Below are 21,297 nucleotides of genomic sequence, written 5' to 3'. Positions count from 1 at the left end.
GATTGATCACACGATCGGAAACATGGAAAGGGAAGTGGTACTCACATGGGCAAGGTCCGACGGTCGGTGGCTGTTCTCGCCTCGATCATCGCGATTTCGAGTTCGACGGTGGTCGGCAGTGGGGCGGCGCAACCGGGTGTTACCGGTGGTGCGCGAAGAATCGCCAACGGATCACCGTCCGCGCGGCTGTATTCGTTCATGGGTTCTTTGCAGTACTCCGCCGACGGATCGCACAGTTGTGGCGCCAGTCTGATCAGCCCGCACTGGATGGTCACGGCGGCGCACTGCGTAGAGGTCGACCAGCCCGCGCAACTGCAGGTGCGGGTCGGCAGCCAGGACCGCACGATCGGTGGAAGCGTGGTCGACGTCGGCCAGATCGTCGTCCACCCCGGGTACCACGACGTCTCCGAAGGGCACGACATCGCGTTGTTGCAGCTGGTCGGGTCTGCTCCGCAGCAGCCGATCCGCATCGCGACCGACGAGGAAGCGGCCGAGTCCCGGAAGCTGACGCGGATCCTCGGTTGGGGCTCCACCTGCCCGGACCGCGGCGAGCTCGCCACCTGCGGGTTCCCGGTCACCCTGCAATGGCTCAACACCTCGGTCCTGGACGCCGAAGACTGCGGTGGGCGTCAGCGTGCCGGGGAGCTGTGCACCAACAGCCCGAACCGCAACTCGGGCAACTGCCGGGGCGATTCCGGCGGCCCGCAGATCGCCCGGCTGTCCGAGACCCTGGTCGGGCTGTCCAGCCGGAACACCACCGACCGGTGCGGCGCGGGCCCCTCGATCTTCACCGACGTGACCCACTACCGGGACTGGATCGACGAAGTCACCGGTTCGTCGGCCTGATCGGTCGTCAGCCCGCGCCGATGCACACGAACCCCGCTGCGGCGGCGAACGCGGCCGGGTCGGTGGTGGACACCTCCCGCTGCGCGGCGGCCAAGGCCTCGGCCGGGGGCTCGCCGGACGCCAGTCGGCGGTGGACGGCGGTCATCAGCGGTCTCGTCTCCGTGTCGGGGATGGGGACCACCGAGGCGATGACGCGGGCTGCTCCGCGTTCGATGAAGGTCGCGCTGAGGCCGAGCAGTTCGTCACCCGAGCACACGACGGACCGCCCCACGTCGCACGCCGCCAGCAGGACGGTGTCCGGAACCCGCTTCAACCGCTGGACGTCGTGCACGATGAGCCGACCGTCGTGCAGTCGCAGCGCCGAGAACAACGGGTTGTCCGCCGCCAGCACGCCGTGCGCCGCGAGGTGCGCGGTGCCTGCGGTGGCGAGGGCGGTCAGCACCGCGTCGACGGTCGCGGCTTCGTCCAGCAGCGCGGTGGTGCCGTGGATCGACGCGACGGCCGTCGCCTCCTCCCGGGCGCCGGGCAGGCCCGGTCCGCCGGCCACCAGGACGTCGCCGCCGAGCGGGGGACGGGTCGCGGCCTCGTGCCACAGGGCGGCGGACGGCGACACCGCGACCGGTCGGCCCGCGCAGGACGGCAGGATCGACCACGGCAGGCTGTGCAGGACCCCCGTCGGCACGACCACCAGCGGGCGGTCGCCCACGTCGGTCGGGGCCAGCAGCAGTCGGTCGAGTCGGCTCGCCGTGCCGCGCAGCAGGGTTTCGGCGGGCTTGGCGTTGCCGGGCCGGGTGAGGCGGCGCAGCGCGAACGGCACCCGGTCGAGCAGGTCGGCCACCTCGGAGGCCGGGCCGAGGGTGTGCAGGCGCAGCCGGCCGTCCACCAGCGACAGCGCCAGCAGGGAGTCGCCGACCTGGAGGTACTCGACGAGTGCGCGGTCGCCCAGGACTTCCGCGAGGTCACGGGGTGACGCCTGGCGGGTGGGTGAGGTCGGGTCCGCGCGCAGCAGGCGGCTCCGGTCGCGGATCCGGCGTTCCAGGTCGACCTGTCGACTCGCCAGGCGGGTGCCGCCCGGGGTTCGTTCGAGTTCCGCGGTGACCGCGCGCAGGCGGGGGAGCAGCTCCGCCAGTTCGGGGTCGTCGGGTGGCCGCACGGGGCGGTGCAGGAAGCGGCTCGCGCGGCCGCGTTCCGCCCACTCGAACACGGCGGCCGGCCGTCCTCCCGCCAGGGCCACCCGCAAGCCCAGGTCGGCCAGGTCGGCGCGGTGGGTCGCGGAGTGGGCGCGGAGGTCGCTCGCGCCCAGGGCGGCGTGGTGCTCGTCCAGCACGCGCAGGCCGGTCCGGGCCGCGTGGGACGCGCCGCGCGGGTTGCCGGCCCGTTCGCGGAGCAGGGCTTCGGCGTACCAGCCGCGGGCGCGCAGGGCGGCCGGCCCCCTGCGGCGCGCCCGCGCGGCCTCGGTGAGGTGAGTCGTCGCGACGGCGCGACGTCCGCGCAGGTCCGCCAGCCGCGCGGCGTCCAGGCGGGCCTGCACGGCGGCCAGCGGACGACCCGCTGCCAGCGTCGCCACCATCGTCTCGGCCCGGCGCACGGTGACCCGCGCGCCCGCACCGAGTTCGGCGCGCAGCACGGCGGACCGCGCGAGCGCGGCCCACTGCGGCCGTCCCTGCCGGGTGAACGCGCGCAGCGCACCGCCGCCGTGTTCGGCCGCCGTCGCCCAGTCGCGTTCCACCAGCGCCGCCTGCGCCAGCAGCAGGAGCATCTCCGGCACCCTGAGCTTGCGGTTCTCCCGGCGGAACGCCTCGGCGGCCCGCTCGGCGGTGTGCCGCGCCTCGGACACCAGACCGACCGACAACAGCAGCTCCGCCCGGTCCTGGAGCACCGGCGCGGTCTGGCCGCCGTGGCGGCCGATGATGTCCTCCGCCCGTTCCAGGCGTTCCAGGGCGGTCGGGACGTCGCCGCGCAGACCCGCCACGAAACCCAGGTTCTCCGCGATGATCCCGACCACGAGGTCGCGGCCCAGTGCGCGGGCCAGCGCGTCGGCCTCGGCCAGGTCGCGTTCGGCCGCGTCGAAGTCGTAGCGCTCGGCCTGCAGGACGCCCCGGTTCATCATCACGCGTTGCAGCGCCAGGCGGTCGTCGCCGCGGCGCAGGACGTGGGCCGCCGTCCGGTAGTCGGCGTAGGCCTCGTCCAGGCGCCCGACGTGGTAGAGGATCACCGCTCGCTGGGCGCGTGCCTTCGCGCCGGCGTGTCCGGTGAGGACGGTCAGCGCGGCGTCGATCTCACGCAGCGCGGAACGGGTGTCACCTCGTTGTGCCAACGCGAAAGCGAGCTTCATACGGCTTTCGGCGGCGAGATCGGACAGTCCGGCCGACGAACCATGGCGCACCGACCGACGCAGGTGGACGATGGCCTCGTCCACCTGCCCGCACTGCTGGAGCGCGTGCCCCCAGGCCTGCTCGGCCAGCGCGGACGCCTCGCGGTCGGCTTCCCGCGCGGCGCGGCGGGCGGCGCGTTCGGCGGCGGGGAGGGAGCGGCCGGGGTCCGTGTCGGCCAGCCGCACCGCCTCGCGTGCCTCGTGGACGGCGGAGTGCGGCGGCATGTGCCCAGCCTGCCCGGTACGCGCACCGCCTGCCAACGCATCAGAGCGGGGGGTTGCGGCATCGGAGTTGGAGCGGAGACCCGACCGAGAGGAACGTCATGACCTTCTACCTGCCCGAAGTGCCGACGACGGCCGTGGCGGACGAGTTGATCGTCGACCTCCGGGAGGTCGGGATCGTGGAGGACGCGCTCGACGCGCTCGGTGTCGAGCACGCCCGCAAGGCGGAGGTGGGGGCGCTCGACCTGGTGCTGTTGCAGCTCTGGTACTCGGCGGAAGCCGGCACCGTGCTCGTCATGGACGTCGACCCGGTGCTGTTCGAGTTGCGCAGGCGGTTGGCCGCGCAGTGCGGCGGCTGGAACCCGGTGCTGGGCAAGAACCGGCACCTCAGCCACCAGTTCGGCGCGTACCCGCAGACCCAGTCCATGGCCGGTGACTTCGACCCGGAGCCGGCCGCCGCGCCCGACCGCCCGGAAGTGGACCCGGACGCCGGCGACGGGGTGCGGATCGGTGTGCTGGACACCGTGCTGTACCGGCATCCCGACCTGGACGGCCACTTCGAGACCTCGCAGAGCGCCGCTGTGTTGGAGGACCACCCGACTGGCCCCATCCCGTGGGAGGACGGCCACGCCACGTTCGTCGCCGGGTTGATCGCCGCCCAGGCCCCGAAGGCCACGATGGTGGTGCGCCAGGTGCTGGACTCCGACGGCCGCGCGACGACGTGGGACACGGTCGTCGGGATGGCGCGGTTCCTGGAGGACGGTGTGGACATCGTCAACTTCGCGATGGGCACCCGCTCGCACGACGGCATCGTCCCCATGGTCGTGCAACGGGCGATCGAACGGCTCAGCCCGCACATGCTGGTCGTGGCGGCGGCCGGCAACCACGGCGCGGTGCCCGGCATCCGGCACGGGATCACCCGCACCTCGCCGACGTGGCCTGCCGCGCTGCCGGGGGTGGTCGCGGTCGGTGCGACCACGGCCGACGGGAACCCCGCCCCCTACAGCCCCGACCTGCCCTGGGTGGGGTGTGCCGCAGTCGGTGACCGCGTCGTGAGCACCTACCTGAAGGGGAAGGTGCTGCTGCGGTCGAACGACGTGGTGGAGTTCGACGGCTACGCGACGTGGAAGGGCACCTCGTTCGCCACCGCGACGGTGAGCGGGGCCATCGCGGCGCGGACCGTACCCGGCGAGGTGGCGCCCGCCGAGGCGTTGCGGCGGTTGCGGGCGGAGGGGACCGTGGTGCGGGGGCTCGGCTGACCTCCCGACGCGCCAGGACGAGCCCGCCGACCGAACACGTCGAGTTCCCCGCACGACCCCGGATCGGGGGGAAGCGCCATCGGCGCGTCCCCCCGATCGCAGCCCCTACGATGGTCCGGTGACGACTCGATCGAGGCCCGCCCGATGAGCAACGCCGAGAGCAACCCCACGGAAGTGGTGTGCGTCGCCACGTCGGGCCGGGAGTCCGAGGTCGAGGTCCTGGAGCCGCGCAAGGTGCCGCTCGGCGGGCCCCGCGCGATGACCGTGCGGCGCACCCTGCCGCAGCGGGCCAGGTCGATGATCGGCGCCTGGTGCTTCGCCGACCATTACGGTCCCGACGACGTGTCGGCGAGCGGTGGCATGGACGTCGCACCGCACCCCCACACCGGCCTCCAGACCGCGAGCTGGCTGTTCAGCGGCGAGATCGAACACCGCGACAGCCTCGGCGTGCACGCGGTCGTGCGACCGGGCGAGCTGAACCTGATGACCGGCGGCCACGGCATCTGCCACTCCGAAGTCTCCCGCTCGGAAACCACCGTCCTGCACGGCGTGCAGCTGTGGATCGCCCTCCCCGACGCCCACCGCGACACCGCGCGCGACTTCCGGCACCACGTGCCGGCACCGATCGCCCTGGAAGGTGCGAGGGCCCGCGTCTTCCTCGGCACCCTCGCCGGCGACACGTCCCCGGTGCCGACCTTCACGCCGCTGCTGGGCGCTGAACTCGTGCTGGACCCGGGCGCACGACTGGCCCTCGACGTCGACCCGTCGTTCGAACACGGCGTCCTGGTCGACCAGGGCCGGGTGGAGCTCGCCGGCACCGGCTTGGCGCGCGCCGCACTCGGCTACGTCGGCCCCGGCCCCGGCACCCTGCACGTGGCGAACCCGGGCAGCACCCCGGCCCGCGTGATGCTCCTCGGCGGCGAGCCGTTCGGCGAGGAGATCGTCATGTGGTGGAACTTCGTCGGCCGGGACCACGACGAGATCGCCCGGTTCCGCGACGAGTGGCAGGCGGAGTCCGACCGCTTCGGAGCGGTGGAGGGCTACCACGGCGGACGCCTGCCGGCCCCGCCACTGCCGATGGGCCGCCTCCGCCCGCGTGCCAACCCGCCGGTCGAACGCTGACGCACCGGCTGCTGTGTCCGACCGGTCTGCGCTGCCGCCGGCGACCAGTTGTGCAACGAGCCATTTCCGTCACCGTCACCCCTCGACCGCCGGGTGGGTCGAGAACGAGACGACTCCCCGGATGGCGGTGTCATCACCGCCTATATGGTTCGGACATGAGCCAGCCGATTCCGTTCGCCGACACCAACTTCAAGCTCGCCGTCGTCCAGGAGCTGATGTACAACCAGGACCTCCTGCCGAGGTTCGACCTGCGCGAGTACGCCGCCGAGCAGGGCTTCACCTACGACGGCGGGAGCGTCGAGGCGGTGCCCGAGGCGCTGGCCTACTTCGAGGCGCTCGAGGTCCCCGTCGAGCTCGCGGAGAAGATCACCGAGATCGAGATGGACGGCGGCAACGAGATCTACCTGGAGATCGCGCCGAACTGGGACGGCGAGGACGGGCTGTTCGACGTCGACGAGTTCGCCGACCTGCGGCACTTTCCCAACCTGAAGTCGATGACACTGTTCTACACGGGCAACGAGGAGGCGCTGGAGACGCTGCGTGCCCGCGGGATCGAAGCAGACTGGCTCTGAACCGGCCGCTCCACCGTGGGGCCAGGGCAGGCGAAAGGCGTGCCGGCATCGCGTTCGTGGCGATGACCATCCTCACCGACCATGCTCACCGGATCGCACCGGCCCCGTTCACGCTCACGGCACGGCCCGGCCCGGGACTGAAGTCGCTCACGGCCCCGACGCGGGGCCGAAGGTGGTCAGGAACCTGTCCCGGAACGCGTCCATCCGCCACACCGGGGCCTGTGGCCCGGGTTTGAGGCCTTCGTCCCACCGCCACCCGGAGATCCGGTCGACCACGGCGGCGTCACGGGCCACGATGGTGATCGGCACGTCGCGGCTCGCGTCGCCCCCGGTGACGACCTGCGCGGGCTGGTGGTCGCCGAGGAACAGCAGCACGAGGTCGTCGTCGCCGTAGTTCTCCACGTAGGACACCAGGGTGCTCAGCGAGTACTCGACGGACCGGCGGTAGTCGGTGCGCACCTGCGCCGGGTCGCGGCTGAAGATCGCCTCCGGGGCGGCGTCGCCGGAGGGCATGCCGCCGAACACCGAGCCGTCGCCGACGTCCTGCCAGTCGACGAGCTTCGGGATGGGCGCCCACGGCGCGTGGCTGGTGACCAGCGGGATGGTGGCCATCACGGGCGTCGCCGAGGCGCTCTCGGTCCGTTCGAACGCGGCCAGCGTGTACTGGTCGGGTGTGGTCGCGTAGCCGAAGCGCGGTCCCCGGTAGCCGAGGTCGGCGGCCGGGTAGACGTGCTGGTAGTCGAAGAACCCGCCTTCCGGCCACGCCCGCGTGACGCCGGGCATCACGCCGACCGTCCGCCAGTCCGCGCGCCGGAACGCGCCGTTGAGGGTGAGCCGGTCGCTGCTCACCAGGTTGCGGTAGCGCTGCTGGTTGTCGATCCACAGGCCGGACAACAGGGTGGCGTGCGCCAACCAGCTGCCGCCGCCCGCCGTCGGCGAGGTGAGGAACGCGCTGCGGGACGAGAAGCCGGCGTCCCGGAGGCGGCGCGCGCCGTCGTCGAGCACCTGCGCGACCGCCGGTCCCATGCCGGGGTCCTCCACCGCGACCCGTCCGTAGCTCTCGACGAACACGACGACGACGTTCTTGCCCCGCAACGCGGTCAGCAGTCGGTCGCCGGGAGTGTCGCGGAACGCGTCCACGGCCGACTCGGCGGCGAACGCCTCCTGGTCGTGCAGCCCGGCGTCGACCTGCCTGGCGTGTTCGTAGACGAACATCGCCGCGCTGTTCGACGCCACCGGCACACCGGGCACGGCCAGCGTGATCCACGCGACCGCGAGCACCACGACGGCCCGCGTCGACACCAGCCGGTGCCGGGACACCAGTCGGGCCAGCCGCACCACCGCCATCGTCACCAGCACCACCAGGACGAGCGCCAGCAGCACGGCACCGACCACCGCGCCGAGCGCGCCCGCACCGCCCGCCGTCACCTCCACGAACTCCACCGCCGGGCCGAACAGCGGCCAGTCCAGCACCAGGTCGAACGGCCGGAACAGCACCAGGTCGAACCCGATGTCCAGCAGCTTCACCACGGCCACCAGCCCGAGGAACGCCCCGCCGGCCACCACCGCGACCCACCGCGCCCGACCGGGCAGCACGAGCACCAGGACGACACCCAGCAGACCCTCCACCGGGAGGCGCAGGAACGCGCCGACCGTGAAGCGGTCCAGGTCGTTCGGCGCCACGAGTACCACCAAGACCAGCAGCGCGGCCAGCCCGGTCAGCACGCGGGCGGCGATCCGACGCCACGGCACGCGGTCCGCCGTCATCTACACCCTCCCCCGGTCGTCGATGGTGGAACGTGCGGTCGGGGCAAATGGTTCAACGGTGGGTACGGTGGGCCCGTGACCCGCCCGCATGTTCTGCTGAGCGTCGCCGTCAGCTTGGACGGCTACATCGACGACCGGAGCGACGAGCGGTTCCCGCTGTCGAACGCCGAGGACTTCGACCACGTGGACCGCCTGCGCGCGGAGTCCGGTGCGATCCTGGTCGGCGCGCAGACCGTGCGCCGGGACAACCCGCGCCTGCTGGTCAACAGCGCCGAACGCCGGGCCGCACGGGTCGCGGCCGGCCGCCCCGAGTACCCGCTGAAGGTGACCGTCACCCACTCCGGCGCGCTGTCGCCCGATCTCCGGTTCTGGCACCACGGCGGCGAGAAGCTCGTCTACACCACGGATGCCGGCGGCTGCCTGGTGTCGGAGAAGCTGGCCGGCCTGGCCGACGTGGTCTCGCTCGGCGCGTCGATCGACTTCGCCACCCTGCTGGACGACCTGGGTCACCGGGGCGTGGACCGGCTGATGGTGGAGGGCGGCGGGCGCACCCACACGGCGTTCCTGGCGGCGGGCCTGGCCGACGAGATCCGGGTGGCGGTCGCCCCGATGCTGATCGGCCAGGCGACCGCGCCGCGGTTCGTGCTGCCCGCCGAGTTCCCCGGCGGACCGGCCCGCCGCTTCCACTTGGCGGACGTCGCCGCGTTGGGCGACGTCGCGGTGCTGCGCTACTTCCCGAAGCGGTCCGGCGCGACCTGAGCGAGCAGCGCCACGACGGTGTCCCTCCGGAACCACGCGATCACCGCCGCCGCCACCGACAGCAGCGCGGGCAGGAGCGCGTCCCCGTTCGCCGACGGGAAGACTTCGGTGTCGACCGCGCCCGGTGTTGCCGAGACGCGCGGCACCCGCCTGGTCAGACACGGGAGTACTCCTTCGCCGGTACGGCCGCGGTGGCCACTGGAACCCTGTTCCGCCGGAGCCGCAGCACGTCGCGGCCGAACGACCACGCCAGTGCGGCCAGCGCCAGTCCGACGAGGACGGCAGCGAAGGGCACGATCCCGGACGCGGCGGCGACCAGCACGACGCCCTGCACGGCCGCCACCGCCTTGCGGGCGAAGCTCGGCGGAAGCTCCCCGCACAGCCACGGCGCGACCCACGACGCCGCGACGAAGACATAGCGCATCGCGCCGATGGCGAGCACCCAAGGCCCGAACGCGAACGCGACCTGGACGCTGAGCACCAGGATGAGGAACGCGTCGACCTCCATGTCGAAGCGCGCGCCCAACGGCGACGCGGTGCCGGTGCGCCGGGCTACCCGTCCGTCCACGAAGTCCAGTGCCAGCGCCACGGACGCGAACACCACCAGGACGGTCGTCCCGCCCCCGTCGACCACGAGCGCCGTCACGCCACCCACCAGCACGCCCCTGGCCAGCGTCACGCGGTCGGCAGGACCGGGGGACCGCACGCCGGACCGCAGCATCGCCGCGCCCAGCAGCGCCCACGTCCCCGACCCGTGCGCCAGGCCGACGATCCAGCCCGGCGGACCGAGCCCCACCGTGGCTCCGAGCAGGCCCAGCAGGAGGAGTTGACCGCCCATCCACGCCACCTGTTCGGGGACGGCCGGCGCGGTGTTGTGCGGAAGTGTGATCATCATGCCCTTCATGACCGCGTTTTCGGAGGTTGCCGGATGACACGCGCCGCGCGGGCCCTTTGGTTCACTTCATCGGGGAAGAGTGAGATTCGTTCCGAACCGGTATCCGGTCCGGCGCCCGGCGAGGTCCTGGTGCGCACGCTCTGGTCCGGCGTCAGCCGGGGCACCGAGACCCTGGTGGGCCAGGGGGGAGTGCCGGAGAGCCAGTACCAGGCGATGCGTGCGCCGTTCCAGCGCGGGGACTTCCCGTTCCCGGTGAAGTACGGGTACCTGAGTGTCGGGGTCGTCGAAGAGGGACCGCCCGCACTGCTCGGCCGGCCCGTGTTCTGCCTCTATCCACACCAGACGCACTACGTCGTGCCCGAGGACGCCGTCACGCCCGTGCCGGACGCGGTGCCGCCGGAACGGGCCGTGCTCGCCGGGACCGTGGAGACGGCGGTGAACGCCCTGTGGGACGCCAAACCGCTCGTCGGCGACCGGATCGCGGTGGTCGGCGGCGGCATGGTCGGGTGCTCGGTGGCCGCCGTGCTGGCCCGGTTCCCCGGCGCGCGGGTGCAGCTGGTCGACGCCGACCCGGCCCGGTCGACGGTCGCCGACGCGCTGGGCGTGGGCTTCGCCTCGCCCGAGGACGCCGCGGACGGCCTGGACCTGGTCGTGCACGCCAGCGCCACCGACGCCGGGCTGGAGACGTCCCTGCGGCTGCTCAGGCCGGAAGGCACGGTGGTCGAGCTGAGCTGGTACGGCTCACGGCGGGTCGGCCTGCCGCTGGGGGAGTTCTTCCACTCCCGCCGGCTCACCGTCCGCAGCAGCCAGGTCGGCACCGTGGCCCGCCCCGACCGCAGCTACGCCGAGCGGATGGCGTTGGCGCTCGACCTGCTCTCCGATCCCCGGTTCGACGCCCTGATCACCGGCGACAGCGACTTCGACGACCTGCCGGACGTGCTGCCGAAACTGGCCGGCGGCGAGATCCCGGCCCTGTGCCACCGGGTTGGCTACGGTCGTGCGCATGACCGGTGACCTGTTCCCGCGCACCACGACCGCCGACGTGCGACACGCCGCGGCGGACGTCGCGGTGCTGCCGATCGGCAGCCTGGAGCAGCACGGCCCCTACCTGCCGCTGGTGACCGACACCGTCATCGCGTGCGCCATCGCACGGGAGATCGCCGCCGCGTACCCGGTGCAACTGCTGCCACCGATCACGATCTCGTGCTCGCACGAGCACGCCGCGTGGCCGGGCACGGTGAGCATCTCGGCGCGGACGCTGTACGCGGTCGTCACGGACGTGGCCGAGTCGCTGCGCCGGTCCGGCGTGACCAGGTTGGTCCTGGTCAACGCGCACGGCGGGAACTACGTGCTGGCGAACGTGGTGCAGGAGTCCGCAGGCCTGGCGCTGTTCCCCGGCCGCGCCGACTGGCACGCGGCCCGTGCCGCCGCCGGGCTGGAGACGTCCTCGGGCAGCGACATGCACGCCGGCGAGCTGGAGACGTCCGTCCTCCTGCACGTCGATCCCGAGCTGGTCGGCCCCGGCTACGAGACGGGCGACCACCTGGCCGATGACCGTCGGCACCTGCTGACCACGGGCCTGGCGCGGTACTCCGAGTCGGGTGTGGTCGGGAGACCGTCGCTCGCCTCAGCGCGCAAGGGCGAGGACCTGCTCAGGTCGCTCACCGGGTCGTTCGGGCAGTACCTCGCGGTGCTCTGACCCGCGGAACAGCACCAGCACACCGGGTAGCGCGGCGACCAGCGCGAGCACCCCGTAGACGACGGCGGTGGTGAGCCCCTGCGCCGCACCCAGCCCGGCCGCGCCGAACGCCACCGCCAGGAACGCCTCCCTCGGCCCGAACCCGCCCACGTTGACCGGGATCGCCATCACCAGCAGGGCGAGCACGACCAGCGGCACCAGTCGCCCGAGCGACGCCGTGGAGCCCGCGACCCGTGCCGCGACCACGAACAGGGCGATGTGCCCGACGACGGTCGCGGCGGACAGCACGGCCACCCTCGGCAGGGCGCGCCGGGACAGCAGCGCCTTCCGCGCGTCCGCCCAGGCCCGGGACAGCGCCCGGCGCACCTTCCCGGAGCGCCCGGCGACCACGGCGGTACCCGCGACCAGCAGCGCCATCACGAGGATCGTGCCGCGGCTCGGCAGGAGGCCGATCGCGACCGGCTGCGTGCACAGCACCACGAGACCGATCCCGGCCAGCACCACCTGCCCGGCGAACCGTTCGAACACCACCGCCCGCACCCCGCGCCCGACGTCACCGGACCGACGACCGTGACTGACCGCCCGGTGCACGTCGCCGAGCACCCCGGCGGGCAGGACGGCGTTGAGCAGCAGCCCCCGGTAGTAGTCCGGGACGGCCGCGCCCAGGGTCAGCGGGAGCCCCAGCCCGCGCGCCACCACGCACCACCGCCACGCGCTGAGGACCGTGGTCACCAGCCCGATGCCGAGCGCCGCGAGCACCGACCAGGGGCTGATCGCGCGCAACCCGTCCACGAAAGCGTCGGTGCCCAGCCGCCGGCCCAGCACCACCAGGATCCCGACCGCCGCCACCAGCCGCAGCCACGGCCACAGCCGCGTCACACTGTCACCGTCCGCAGCCACGGCCGCGTCACACCGTCACCGTCCGGTCCCGCACGACGGCCGCAGATCGCGTCACGACGGCACCGCCAGCAGATCGGTGTGGTGCACGACGACGTGCGGCCCGTCGGACAGCCTGCGCTCCAGGTAGGCCGCAGCCTCCCCGGCCAGGCCCGGCTCCTGCTCGACGGCCGCGCCGACCCACCCGCGCAGCCATTCCGCCGTCAGCGCGGCCTGCCCCGGGCCGAGCCGCCACGGGCTCGGGAGGGTCTCCACCCGTGCCCCGAGCGCGGTGAACGCCTCTTCGGCGGCGGCTGCGGCGTCCGGCCCGAGCAGCGGGCGGCCGTGCTCGACGCGCCGCTGGTGGGCGTTGAACGCCTGCTGCCACCGGGTGTCGAGCGGTTCGGCCGGGTCGAACTCGACCCGGCCGGCGACTGAGAGCGTGAACAGTGCGGGCACACCCGCTCCTACGCAGGCCGCCGCCAACCCGTTCACCTCGTCACGGGTGAGCAGGTCCAGCAACGCCGACGCGGTCACCAGCGACGTGCCCGCGAGGTCGGCGGCGCTCAGCGCGGCGAGGTCGCCCTCCCGCGTCTCCACCGTCACGTCCGGCCCGCCCACGGTCGCCGCCGCCACGTCGAGCAGGCGCGGGTCGCGGTCGTGCAGCACCCAGTGCTGCGGACCGCCCAGCCGCCCGGAGAGCCATCGTCCCATCGATCCCGTGCCACACCCCAGATCACGGATGACGACCGGGTCCCGGTTCAGCACGAGGTCGCGGACCCGGTCGGCCAGCTCGACGGCACGGGCGCCGGCGTCCGCTCCTTCGCGCAGCGCGAGCCATTCCGGGGCGAAGCCAGAGGAGGTCATGGCCGCAGACTAGCCAGCACCCGGTCCAGGCCCCGGACGGTTTCGTCCCATGTGGACAACTCCGGCCGTCGCCGCGCCGCCGCGTCGCGGAGCCGGCGGCGCCGGTCCTCGGAGTGGAACCACTGCCGAAGGGCGTCGGACAGCGCATCGACGTCGCCGGGCGGCAGGAGCAGCCCACCATCCCCGAGGGCGTCCGGCACGGCGCTCGCCACCACCGGGATCCCGCGCGCCAGGGCTTCGGTCACCACCATCCCGTACGTCTCGGCGCGGGACGGCAGCACGAACAGGTCGGCTGCCGCGTAGGCCCGTTCCAGCGGCTCGCCGTTCAACGGCCCGACGAGTCTCACCCGGTCGCCGAGCCCGTGCCGCGCGATCAGCTCCCGCAGCCGGGTCACGTGGGCCGAAGGCGGAACCGGACCGACGCACACGCAGTGCCACGGCACGTCGGCGACTCGCGCGAGCGCTTCGACCAGCACGTCATGCCCCTTGCGCGGGGTCACCGACGCCACGCAGAGCAAGCCCGACATCCCGTCGGTCCCGGGAGCCGGCGGTGCGGGATCGGTGCCCGGAGCGACGACGTGCACGTGCTTCAGCCCGTGGTGCCGGGTCAGGCGTTTCGCGGCTTCCGGACTCGTCGCGACGACCGCGTCCACCGCACGCAGACAGGCCCGTTCGGCGACATCCAGTTCCGCGGCCACCGCCGGATCCACACCGGTCTCGTCGGCCAACGGCAGGTGGACGAGCACCGCGATCCGCAACCGACCGGTGTGCGGCACCACGACGTCGGGAACGCCACACGCCACCAACCCGTCGATCAGCACCACCGCGCCGTCCTCGAACCCGGCGAGTACCCGGTGCAGCAGGGCGCGCGCCTCAGGGGCCGGACGCGGCCACGACCCGGCGACGGCGACCACGTCCAGCCCTTGGGAAACCCGCCGGTCGTAGACGTTGCCGCCGCTCGGGGCGCCGGGGTCGTGCACGCCGCCGGGAACGACGAAGTACCCGGTCACAGGGACCGTTCGTAGCTCGCCCAGGCCACATGCGACTCGTGCAGGGTGACCTCGATGCCGGCCAGCCCGCGGGCACCTTCGCCGAGTGCTCCTTCGTGGACCCGGTCGACCAGTTGGTCGGCGATGTACTTCGCCAGGAACTCGGTGGACGTGTTGACCCCGGTGAACGCGGGCACCTCGTCCAGGTTGCGGTAGTTCAGGTCGGCGAGCACCGCGTGCAGTTCCCGGGTGGCGAGTCCGATGTCGACGACGATGTCGTCCCCGTCGAGGTCGAGCCGCTTGAACCTGGCGTCCACGACGAACGTTGCTCCGTGCAAGCGTTGTGCCGGACCGAAAACCTCGCCGCGGAAGCTGTGGGCGACCATCACGTGGTCGCGGACTGTGATGCTGAACAGGGTGACCTCCGGCTGGTGAGCGAACTACGGTGCAACTCCCGGTCGAGCGTAGTGACCTCTCGGCCGGGTGTCGGGTGATGAGGGGGCCGGATGTACGAGCAAGCCTTCGGTGAGGACGAGGTCGCCGAGTCGGACCTGGTGACGCGTCGGGGGACGTTCCGCGCCGTCGCCTTCCACGCGGACGGCCACGAGCACATGGCGCTGGTGTTCGGCGTGATCCGGATGCGGGAGGACGTGCTGGTCCGCGTCCACTCGGAATGCATGACGGGCGACATCTTCGGCGCGATGCGGTGCGAGTGCGGCGAGCAGTTGGACGCGGCGCTGGACGCCATCGTCCGGGAGGGCAGCGGCGTCCTGGTGTACCTGCGCGGCCACGAGGGGCGGGGGATCGGTCTGGTCGCGAAGGTGCGCACGCACGTGTTGCAGGACGAGCAGGGGCTGGACACCCTGGACTCCGCGACCACCCTCGGCCTGCCGGTCGACGTGCGCGAGTACGGCCCGGCCGCGCGGGTGCTGCGGCACCTGCTGGTGCGGTCGGTGCGGCTGATGTCGAACAACCCGGACAAGGTCCGGGCGTTGGAGGAGCACGGCATCCCGGTGTCGGTGCGGGTGCCGCTGCTGATGCCCCCGAACCGGCACAACATCGGCTACCTGACGGCCAAGCGCGACCGCCTCGGCCACGACCTGCCGCAGGTGGAGGTGTTCACCGAGCAGCCGCACGCGGCGGACCACCGGTAGGCCCGGCGCCGGTGGGTCGGCCACCGTCAGCACCGACGGCCGACCGGTCGGCCGCCGCCGGCCAGGCCGTCGGTGGGCCTGTTTCCGGTCGACCGGCTGTCGTCCGGTCGGCTGTCGTGCTGTCGTCCGGCAGGCCGCTCGCGGGTCGGCCGCCGTCGGGTCAGCCGCCGACCCGCAGCGGGCACCCGCCGCGGAACCCGACCACCCGGTTGCGGCCGGCGTCCTTCGCCTGGAGGAGCGCGACGTTCGCGCGCTCGACCACGTCGGTCGGGAGCGCGCCGGGTGCCGCCTCCACCACGCCGACCGAGACCGTGACCACCCCGGTCGGCGTGGCGCGGTGCTCGATGCCGAGCCGCTGCACCGCTTCCCGGATCCGTTCGCCGACGTCGACCGCGTCCCGGTACCCGGTGGCGGTCAGCAGCACGGCGAACTCCTCGCCGCCGTACCGGAAGCAGCGGCCCGCGGTCCGGCGGATCGCCTCGCCGACCGCCCGCAGCGCCTCGTGCCCGGCCAGGTAGCGGTAGTGGTTGTTGTAGCTGTGGAACCAGTCGATGTCGACGATCAGCAGGCTGTACCGCTCACCGGCCCGGTGCCGGCGGGCCTGGTCGGCGTCGAACGCCGCCGCGTTCGGCAGGCCGGTGCGCTGGTCGATGGTCGCCGCCTCGGCCAGCGCCTGGTTCTCCAGGTGCAGCTGCTCCAGCCGTTCGGCCAGCCGCTGCGTCTCGTGCTTGCGGGCCAGCACCCAGTCGTCCAGCTCCGGGCGGTAGACCACCGGCCCGGCGGCCGACTTCGCGCGGAACAGCGCCAGGTCCACCTGGCACAGCAGGTCGTCCAGCCGCTGTCCGCCGTGCAGTCGCGCGATGCCGACCGACACCGTCGGCGTGACGAGGACGTCGCCGACCCGGACCGGTGTGCCGATCGCCGCCGCGATCTGCCCGGCCGCTTCGACGGCCGCGTCCTCGGTGGTCCGGTCGAGCAGCACCACGAACTCGTCGCCGCCCGACCGCGCCGTCGAGCCGCGGCCGTCGACCATCGCGTCGAGCCGTGCCGCGACCACCCGCAGCACCTCGTCGCCGACGTCCTGCCCGTGCCGGTTGACGGCCTTGAAGCGGTCCAGGTCCAGGAACAGCAGCACCGGACCGGGCCCCTGCGCCGGCGCGTCCCGGATCGCCTGCTCCAGCCTGCGCAGGATGCCGGTGCGGTTGGCCAGCCCGGTGAGCGGGTCGGTGTCCGGCCGGTGCGACCCGTCGGCCAACGCGGCCCAGCCGGTCACGTCCAGCGCGACCACCGCCACCCCGCCGACCTCGGTGTCGCTGAGGTCCCGGGCGATCAGGTCCACCCGCCGGTCGGCCGGCACCGCGCACGTGCAGCGGGACGCGCCCTGTCGCCCCACCACCGAGCGCAGGAACGCGCCGACCACCGGCGCGTCCTCGGCGGCCACCAGGCCGGTCAGCGGCCCGGACGCGCCGCCTAACAGCCGCTCGGCGGCCGGCGACGCCCAGCGGACGCCGAGGTCCCCGGCGTCGAGCACCAGGACCGCCGCATCACCCATCTCCAGGAGTGCACGCGATAAGCCGTCACCGTCTTGCACGTCGACCCCTCCCCGAACACCACGGTACCGAAACGACCTGTCGCCGACCTGACGTTTCAGTGGCTTTCGGCAAGAGCGCGGCCGATGTAGTGGGCGCTGAGCATGGCGAAGATGTAGGCCTGGAGCACTTGGATCAGCGCTTCCAGCAGGGTGATGCCGATGGCCAGGGCGAAACTGATCAGCGACACCGGCTTGAGCAGCGGTCCGGCCTCCAGCAGCAGGAATTCACCGCCGACCACGAATACCGCCACCAGCAGGTGGCCCGCGAACATCGCCGCGAACACCCGGATCGCCAGGGTGATCGGGTCGAAGAAGAACTTGAGGATGACCTCGGTCGGGATCAGCAGGCCCCACAGCACCGGTTTCGGCACGCCGGGCAGCACGAACTGGTTCTTCAGGTACCCGCGCAGGCCGTGCCGCCGGATGCCCACGAAGTGGTAGGTCGGGTACACCAGCAGGATCGCCAGCGCCGCCGGGAAACCGAAGTGGGCCATGGTCGGGAACTGGATGAACGGGATGATCCCGAAGATGTTGTTCACCAGCGCGAAGGTGAACAGCGACACGATGAACGGCACGTACGGGCGGAAGTCCTGACCGCCGATCTGCTCGCGCGCCATCGAGTTGCGCCCGAAGTCGTAGAGCGACTCGGCGGCGAACTGCAGCCGGCTCGGCACCAGCGCCAATTTCCGGGTCGTGATCCGGAAGAACGTTGCGATGATCACGGTCGACAAGGTGACCAGCAGCATCGGTTTGGTCACCCACCCGAAGATCTCCGGCGGAAAGAGATCCGCTGCGCCGGGTGGTGCGAAGGTGTCGTCGGCCATGGGCGCCCCCCGTCCAAGGTCTTGCCGAAGACGTTACCCGAGCGTTCCTCCCCGCCGCAGGCACCCTCGCCGGGCGGGCACCCCGTCGCGAGGGCCCGCCCGGCACCGGGTCAGTCGGCGACCAGGACGGTGCCGCGGACGACCGGGACCATGTGCAGCGGGATGACGATCAGGTCGCCATGGGCCTGGAGACCGTCCAGCACGGGGATCTCGACCTGGCGTTCGAGGTGTTCCAGCACTTCGAGGTCGGTGCGGTGCAGCAGTTCTGCGAGGTTCACGGGATCACCTGTGGTCGCGGAGGGGCGGATGCCGGGAGTCAAGTGCGGCGGAGGAGACCGGCGTACTGGGCTCCGGTGAGCCCGTACGACCAGCCGGCCGCGTCGACCGGGTCGTCGAACCACGGCGGCACGCCCAGCCCGTACCGGCGTCGGGTGCCGTCCCGCTCAAGGGATCCGTTGACCGCCGGCAGCAGCCGGGTCCGCGCGCCCTGCCACTGGGACAGGTCGTAGAGCTGCAGTTCGCTGCCCGGGTTGCCGGGGTCGGGTGCCCGTGCGAGCAGGCGCAGGCCGGCCCGGTCGAGGTAGGCCTCCCAACCGATGCGCTCGATCGCGCACCGCCGGACCTCGACGTTGGCCTCGGCGTCGATCCGGTCCGCACTCGGGTCGTCGACGACCCATGACGGCACTCGGGTGCCGTGCCAGACGTGCACGGCGCAACCGTCACGGAACTCGACGGCCGGTCCGCTGTCGTGGTGCAGCCGGAGCCCGTCGTCCAGGGGTTCGGTGTGGATCGCGGACGGGCGTTCGGCTATCACGCACACGCCCTCGCGCGGCCACCACCACCCGCAGGACCGCGCGACTGCCGCCCACAGGTCCAGCTGCGCCTCGTCACCCGGCCGGAAGCGCGCGTTCGGCCGGTGCGCGTCGTAGTGCGCGATCCAGTCGGCCTCCTGCTGGCCGTACCAGAGGAGACCGAGGCGTGCGGGCAGGTCTCTGCGGATCAGTCCCGCGACGGACTCGGCGACCGTCCGCCTGAGGACGTCCCGTACCGGCAGGTCGTGGCGGCGTCCGCCGCACCGGTCGGCGAGCCGTTGCTTCAGGTTCGACACCAGGGTGGCGAGTTCGTTCTCCAGCAGCCACGGGCCGCGGTAGGAGACCCTGTCGGCCTGTGGTGGGAGCACTTCGACGGCCGCGTGCGGCGAGTCCACCCAGACGAACCCGGGCGGTGGGCGGTCGAGCAGGCGGTAGAGGCCCGTGATGGCTTCTTCGGCGGCAGGCCGATCGGCAGGATCGGTGCACAACGCGTGGCGCAGCCACTCGGCGCCGGTTTCGGCTGCGCGGATCGTGGCCGCGCGGTCTTCGGCGCGGTCTTCGGCAGTGCGGATCTCGATGAAGTGGTCCGGGTCCGTCAGGACCGGGGAGGTGCGGGCCTTGCGCCCGCGGCGAGCGCTCACAGCGCGAGGGCGTCAACGCCCTTTCGTTCCGACATGGCACGAGCATGGCAGCCACCGGGCGGATCCCGCAACCCGTTCTGCGGCCCCGGAGTCGAGCGCATGGACGCCGAACGCGCGGCACGGGTGGTCGAGGGCTCCATGGGTGGCGGGATCTGGTGGCGCAGCGGCTCGGCATGGCCGATCCGGTGCGGGACAAGGCTTCCCTGTACGGGACGGCGGGCGCGGGCGTGCTCGGCAACGAGTCCCCGCTGTCGGTGTCGATCCGGCGCTTCCTGCCGAACCCGTTCCGGGGCCATCGCAGTGCTGTGCCACCGGCTCCTGTCCTGAGAGGACGTAGGGTGGCCGGGGAACCGTTGTGGAGGGGGGAGCTGGTGGAGATTCGTCGAGGTGGCCCGGCCGATCTGCCCGCGGTCATGGCGATGCTGGACGGTGCGGTGGCGTGGCTGGAAGCGTCCGGGCGCACCGGGCAGTGGGGCAGTCGGCCGTGGTCGGCCGATCCGGAGCGGGCCGGGAAGATCGCGGACCGGGTGCGGGACGACACGGTGTGGATCGCCGAGGTCGACGGCGAACCGGCGGGGACGTTGATCCACTCGCCGGCCGCGCCGGACTACGTGCCGCCCGCCGGCGAACCCGAGCTGTACGTGAGGCTCCTGGTCACCTCCCGCGCTTTCACCGGTCGTGGTGTCGGCGGGGCCTTGCTGGACCACGCCCGCGCGCAGGCGCGTGCACTGGGTGTGGAGCTGGTGCGGGTCGACTGCTACGCGGGCGGCGACGGGCGGCTGGTGCGGTACTACCGGCGCAACGGTTTCACGCCGGTCGGCACGTTCGAAGTGGGGGAGTGGCCGGGGCAGTTGCTGTCCGACCGCGTCGGTTCGACCGCCACCGCCGCGCAGGCGGGCCGCTGATCGGCGATTCCCGTCCGGTCGAAGAAAGACCGACCGAGGTGCACGCCCGGTGGCCGCTGCTCGAGGTGTGGGCGAACCGGGCGCTGCCACTGGAGTGGATGAGCGACGCGCTGTGGCCGGTCCGCCCGCGTCGACGGTGAACGCCCAGTCGATCCCCACGAGGACCGTCCGCCGGTGACGTTCGCGCCCCGGTGGGGCCGGGCGTGCGGCCCCACCGGGCGGGTGTGCGTCAGGCCCGGCCGCGTACGCGGTCGGCCACGATGAGCAGGTAGTGGAAGCTGCCCTCGCGGTACGCGGTCAGGAACGACGACTCGACACCGGTCGCGACCGAGGACCGCTCGCGCAGCTCCCAGTACGGAATGGTGTCCGGGGTCAGGTCGACCACTTCGATCGGCACCAGGTTGTTCGCGGCCATCGCCTTGAAGTATTCGCTGCGCGCGTGGACGCTGCACGTGTACCGTTCGTCGATCTGGCTGACCGCCTTGGAACGCCCGCCGGTCACGTCGTTGTAGCAGCCGGTGATGCAGACGTACCGGCCGCCGTGTTCGAGCAGCCGGGAGAATTCGCCGAACAGGTCGAACAAGTCCACGTACATGGTGGTCTCGTTGGTCCACACACCGCGGAAAGCGCCGCTCTCGAAACCGGTGTCGAGCATGTTCCGGAAGTGGAAGCGCACCTTGTCCGCCACTTCCCACCGCCGGGCATGCTCGTTGGCGAACTCGACCTGCTTCTCCGAGATGGACACGCCGTCCACCCGGCAGCCGAACCGGCGGTTGGCCATGATGCTCGTGCCGCCCCGCCCCGACCCGCCGTCCAGCAGGCGGTCCTCCGGGCCGACCGGGCCGAACCTGTCCAGCAGGAAGTCCGCCTGCGCGGTCTCCAGCCGGTGCAGCTCGGCGATCACCCGCGCGTCACGGGTGTCCTCCGGGCCCTCCAGCACGGACTTGTCGTAAGGGCCAAGGCCGTAGTGGTGGTGGTAGATGCCGTCGACTTCGCCTAGCCGGATGTTCACCGGGTCGCGTTCGGCGTTCCAGTACGCCGCGACGGACCGCTGGTAGTCGGTGCGCAGAACACCGGGTGCGACTGTGGTCATGGGCGAAGGCTCTCCTCGTGGGTGCGCGCG

At 72.6% G+C, this 21,297-nt stretch carries 22 protein-coding genes; 9 read left to right on the top strand and 13 right to left on the bottom strand.

Annotation, left to right across the window (positions count from 1 at the left end; translation table 11 throughout):
- Positions 1-45: 45 nt before the first annotated feature.
- On the top strand, positions 46-846 hold the full coding sequence (locus tag FHS29_RS00890; RefSeq protein ID WP_184687292.1) for a S1 family peptidase: 801 nt from the start codon (positions 46-48) through the stop codon (positions 844-846).
- Between the two features lie 7 nt (positions 847-853).
- Here the strand turns inward: FHS29_RS00890 and FHS29_RS00885 are convergent, their stop codons facing one another.
- The gene (locus FHS29_RS00885) at positions 854-3,445 is read right to left on the bottom strand and encodes a CHAT domain-containing protein (RefSeq protein ID WP_184687290.1); all 2,592 of its coding nucleotides are present in this window, start codon (positions 3,443-3,445) and stop codon (positions 854-856) included.
- Positions 3,446-3,543: 98 nt separating this feature from the next.
- On the opposite strand from FHS29_RS00885, the gene FHS29_RS00880 reads away from it, so the two are divergent.
- From FHS29_RS00880 to FHS29_RS00870, 3 genes are all read left to right on the top strand, one after another.
- A complete protein-coding gene (locus FHS29_RS00880) occupies positions 3,544-4,701 on the top strand; it encodes a S8 family peptidase (RefSeq protein WP_184687288.1) in 1,158 nt (385 codons plus the stop codon).
- 144 nt (positions 4,702-4,845) lie between these two features.
- Positions 4,846-5,823 (top strand): pirin family protein, encoded by a 978-nt coding sequence (locus FHS29_RS00875; RefSeq protein WP_184687285.1) that lies wholly within the window; start codon positions 4,846-4,848, stop codon positions 5,821-5,823.
- A 155-nt stretch (positions 5,824-5,978) separates the two neighbouring features.
- Positions 5,979-6,395, top strand: a complete 417-nt coding sequence (locus FHS29_RS00870; RefSeq protein ID WP_184687283.1) for a DUF6892 domain-containing protein — start codon at positions 5,979-5,981, stop codon at positions 6,393-6,395.
- 147 nt (positions 6,396-6,542) lie between these two features.
- Here FHS29_RS00870 and FHS29_RS00865 read toward each other — a convergent pair whose 3' ends face one another.
- Positions 6,543-8,162, bottom strand: a complete 1,620-nt coding sequence (locus FHS29_RS00865) for an alkaline phosphatase family protein (protein ID WP_184687281.1) — start codon at positions 8,160-8,162, stop codon at positions 6,543-6,545.
- A 75-nt stretch (positions 8,163-8,237) separates the two neighbouring features.
- Between FHS29_RS00865 and FHS29_RS00860 the strand changes: the two genes are divergently transcribed.
- The gene (locus FHS29_RS00860; protein WP_184687279.1) at positions 8,238-8,921 is read left to right on the top strand and encodes a RibD family protein; all 684 of its coding nucleotides are present in this window, start codon (positions 8,238-8,240) and stop codon (positions 8,919-8,921) included.
- On the opposite strand, the gene FHS29_RS00855 is transcribed toward FHS29_RS00860, so the two are convergent.
- Both FHS29_RS00855 and FHS29_RS00850 read right to left on the bottom strand, forming a co-directional pair.
- The gene (locus FHS29_RS00855; protein ID WP_184687276.1) at positions 8,891-9,067 is read right to left on the bottom strand and encodes a hypothetical protein; all 177 of its coding nucleotides are present in this window, start codon (positions 9,065-9,067) and stop codon (positions 8,891-8,893) included. The genes FHS29_RS00860 and FHS29_RS00855 overlap by 31 nt on opposite strands.
- An 8-nt stretch (positions 9,068-9,075) precedes the next feature.
- Positions 9,076-9,816 (bottom strand): CDP-alcohol phosphatidyltransferase family protein, encoded by a 741-nt coding sequence (locus FHS29_RS00850; RefSeq protein ID WP_446689055.1) that lies wholly within the window; start codon positions 9,814-9,816, stop codon positions 9,076-9,078.
- Between the two features lie 33 nt (positions 9,817-9,849).
- On the opposite strand from FHS29_RS00850, the gene FHS29_RS00845 reads away from it, so the two are divergent.
- Both FHS29_RS00845 and FHS29_RS00840 read left to right on the top strand, forming a co-directional pair.
- Positions 9,850-10,830: a zinc-dependent alcohol dehydrogenase gene (locus FHS29_RS00845; protein ID WP_184687272.1), complete on the top strand. Its 981-nt coding sequence runs from the start codon at positions 9,850-9,852 to the stop codon at positions 10,828-10,830.
- On the top strand, positions 10,820-11,515 hold the full coding sequence (locus FHS29_RS00840; RefSeq protein ID WP_184687270.1) for a creatininase family protein: 696 nt from the start codon (positions 10,820-10,822) through the stop codon (positions 11,513-11,515). The genes FHS29_RS00845 and FHS29_RS00840 overlap by 11 nt, the downstream gene beginning before the upstream one ends.
- On the opposite strand, the gene FHS29_RS00835 is transcribed toward FHS29_RS00840, so the two are convergent.
- The 4 genes from FHS29_RS00835 to FHS29_RS00820 form a co-directional block, all read right to left on the bottom strand.
- The gene (locus tag FHS29_RS00835; protein WP_184687267.1) at positions 11,444-12,394 is read right to left on the bottom strand and encodes a lysylphosphatidylglycerol synthase transmembrane domain-containing protein; all 951 of its coding nucleotides are present in this window, start codon (positions 12,392-12,394) and stop codon (positions 11,444-11,446) included. The two genes, FHS29_RS00840 and FHS29_RS00835, sit on opposite strands and share 72 nt — an antisense overlap.
- A 72-nt stretch (positions 12,395-12,466) precedes the next feature.
- The gene (locus tag FHS29_RS00830) at positions 12,467-13,258 is read right to left on the bottom strand and encodes a class I SAM-dependent methyltransferase (RefSeq protein WP_184687265.1); all 792 of its coding nucleotides are present in this window, start codon (positions 13,256-13,258) and stop codon (positions 12,467-12,469) included.
- Positions 13,255-14,268 (bottom strand): glycosyltransferase family 4 protein, encoded by a 1,014-nt coding sequence (locus FHS29_RS00825; RefSeq protein WP_184687263.1) that lies wholly within the window; start codon positions 14,266-14,268, stop codon positions 13,255-13,257. The genes FHS29_RS00830 and FHS29_RS00825 overlap by 4 nt, the downstream gene beginning before the upstream one ends.
- Positions 14,265-14,663 (bottom strand): 6-pyruvoyl trahydropterin synthase family protein, encoded by a 399-nt coding sequence (locus tag FHS29_RS00820; protein ID WP_184688533.1) that lies wholly within the window; start codon positions 14,661-14,663, stop codon positions 14,265-14,267. The genes FHS29_RS00825 and FHS29_RS00820 overlap by 4 nt, the downstream gene beginning before the upstream one ends.
- 90 nt (positions 14,664-14,753) lie before the next feature.
- Between FHS29_RS00820 and FHS29_RS00815 the strand changes: the two genes are divergently transcribed.
- On the top strand, positions 14,754-15,401 hold the full coding sequence (locus FHS29_RS00815) for a GTP cyclohydrolase II (RefSeq protein WP_184687261.1): 648 nt from the start codon (positions 14,754-14,756) through the stop codon (positions 15,399-15,401).
- 160 nt (positions 15,402-15,561) lie between these two features.
- Here FHS29_RS00815 and FHS29_RS00810 read toward each other — a convergent pair whose 3' ends face one another.
- The 4 genes from FHS29_RS00810 to FHS29_RS00795 all read right to left on the bottom strand — a co-directional run bounded on the left by FHS29_RS00810 (position 15,562) and on the right by FHS29_RS00795 (position 19,269).
- A complete protein-coding gene (locus FHS29_RS00810) occupies positions 15,562-16,953 on the bottom strand; it encodes a diguanylate cyclase domain-containing protein (RefSeq protein ID WP_184687259.1) in 1,392 nt (463 codons plus the stop codon).
- Between the two features lie 95 nt (positions 16,954-17,048).
- Entirely contained in the window at positions 17,049-17,816 is a 768-nt protein-coding gene (gene atpB, locus FHS29_RS00805; RefSeq protein WP_184687258.1) for a F0F1 ATP synthase subunit A, read from the bottom strand.
- Positions 17,817-17,926: 110 nt separating this feature from the next.
- On the bottom strand, positions 17,927-18,094 hold the full coding sequence (locus FHS29_RS00800) for a hypothetical protein (RefSeq protein WP_184687256.1): 168 nt from the start codon (positions 18,092-18,094) through the stop codon (positions 17,927-17,929).
- A 38-nt stretch (positions 18,095-18,132) separates the two neighbouring features.
- On the bottom strand, positions 18,133-19,269 hold the full coding sequence (locus FHS29_RS00795) for a DUF6745 domain-containing protein (protein ID WP_312864677.1): 1,137 nt from the start codon (positions 19,267-19,269) through the stop codon (positions 18,133-18,135).
- 155 nt (positions 19,270-19,424) lie between these two features.
- On the opposite strand from FHS29_RS00795, the gene FHS29_RS38005 reads away from it, so the two are divergent.
- Positions 19,425-20,174: a GNAT family N-acetyltransferase gene (locus tag FHS29_RS38005; protein ID WP_312864676.1), complete on the top strand. Its 750-nt coding sequence runs from the start codon at positions 19,425-19,427 to the stop codon at positions 20,172-20,174.
- A 229-nt stretch (positions 20,175-20,403) separates the two neighbouring features.
- Here FHS29_RS38005 and FHS29_RS00785 read toward each other — a convergent pair whose 3' ends face one another.
- Positions 20,404-21,267, bottom strand: a complete 864-nt coding sequence (locus tag FHS29_RS00785; protein WP_184687254.1) for a geranyl diphosphate 2-C-methyltransferase — start codon at positions 21,265-21,267, stop codon at positions 20,404-20,406.
- Positions 21,268-21,297: the final 30 nt, after the last annotated feature.

It is taken from the genome of Saccharothrix tamanrassetensis, from assembly GCF_014203665.1.
Lineage (GTDB): Bacteria > Actinomycetota > Actinomycetes > Mycobacteriales > Pseudonocardiaceae > Actinosynnema > Actinosynnema tamanrassetense.
Note: the sequence above shows the minus strand (reverse complement) of the source record. Positions and strands in the feature narration are given on the sequence as shown.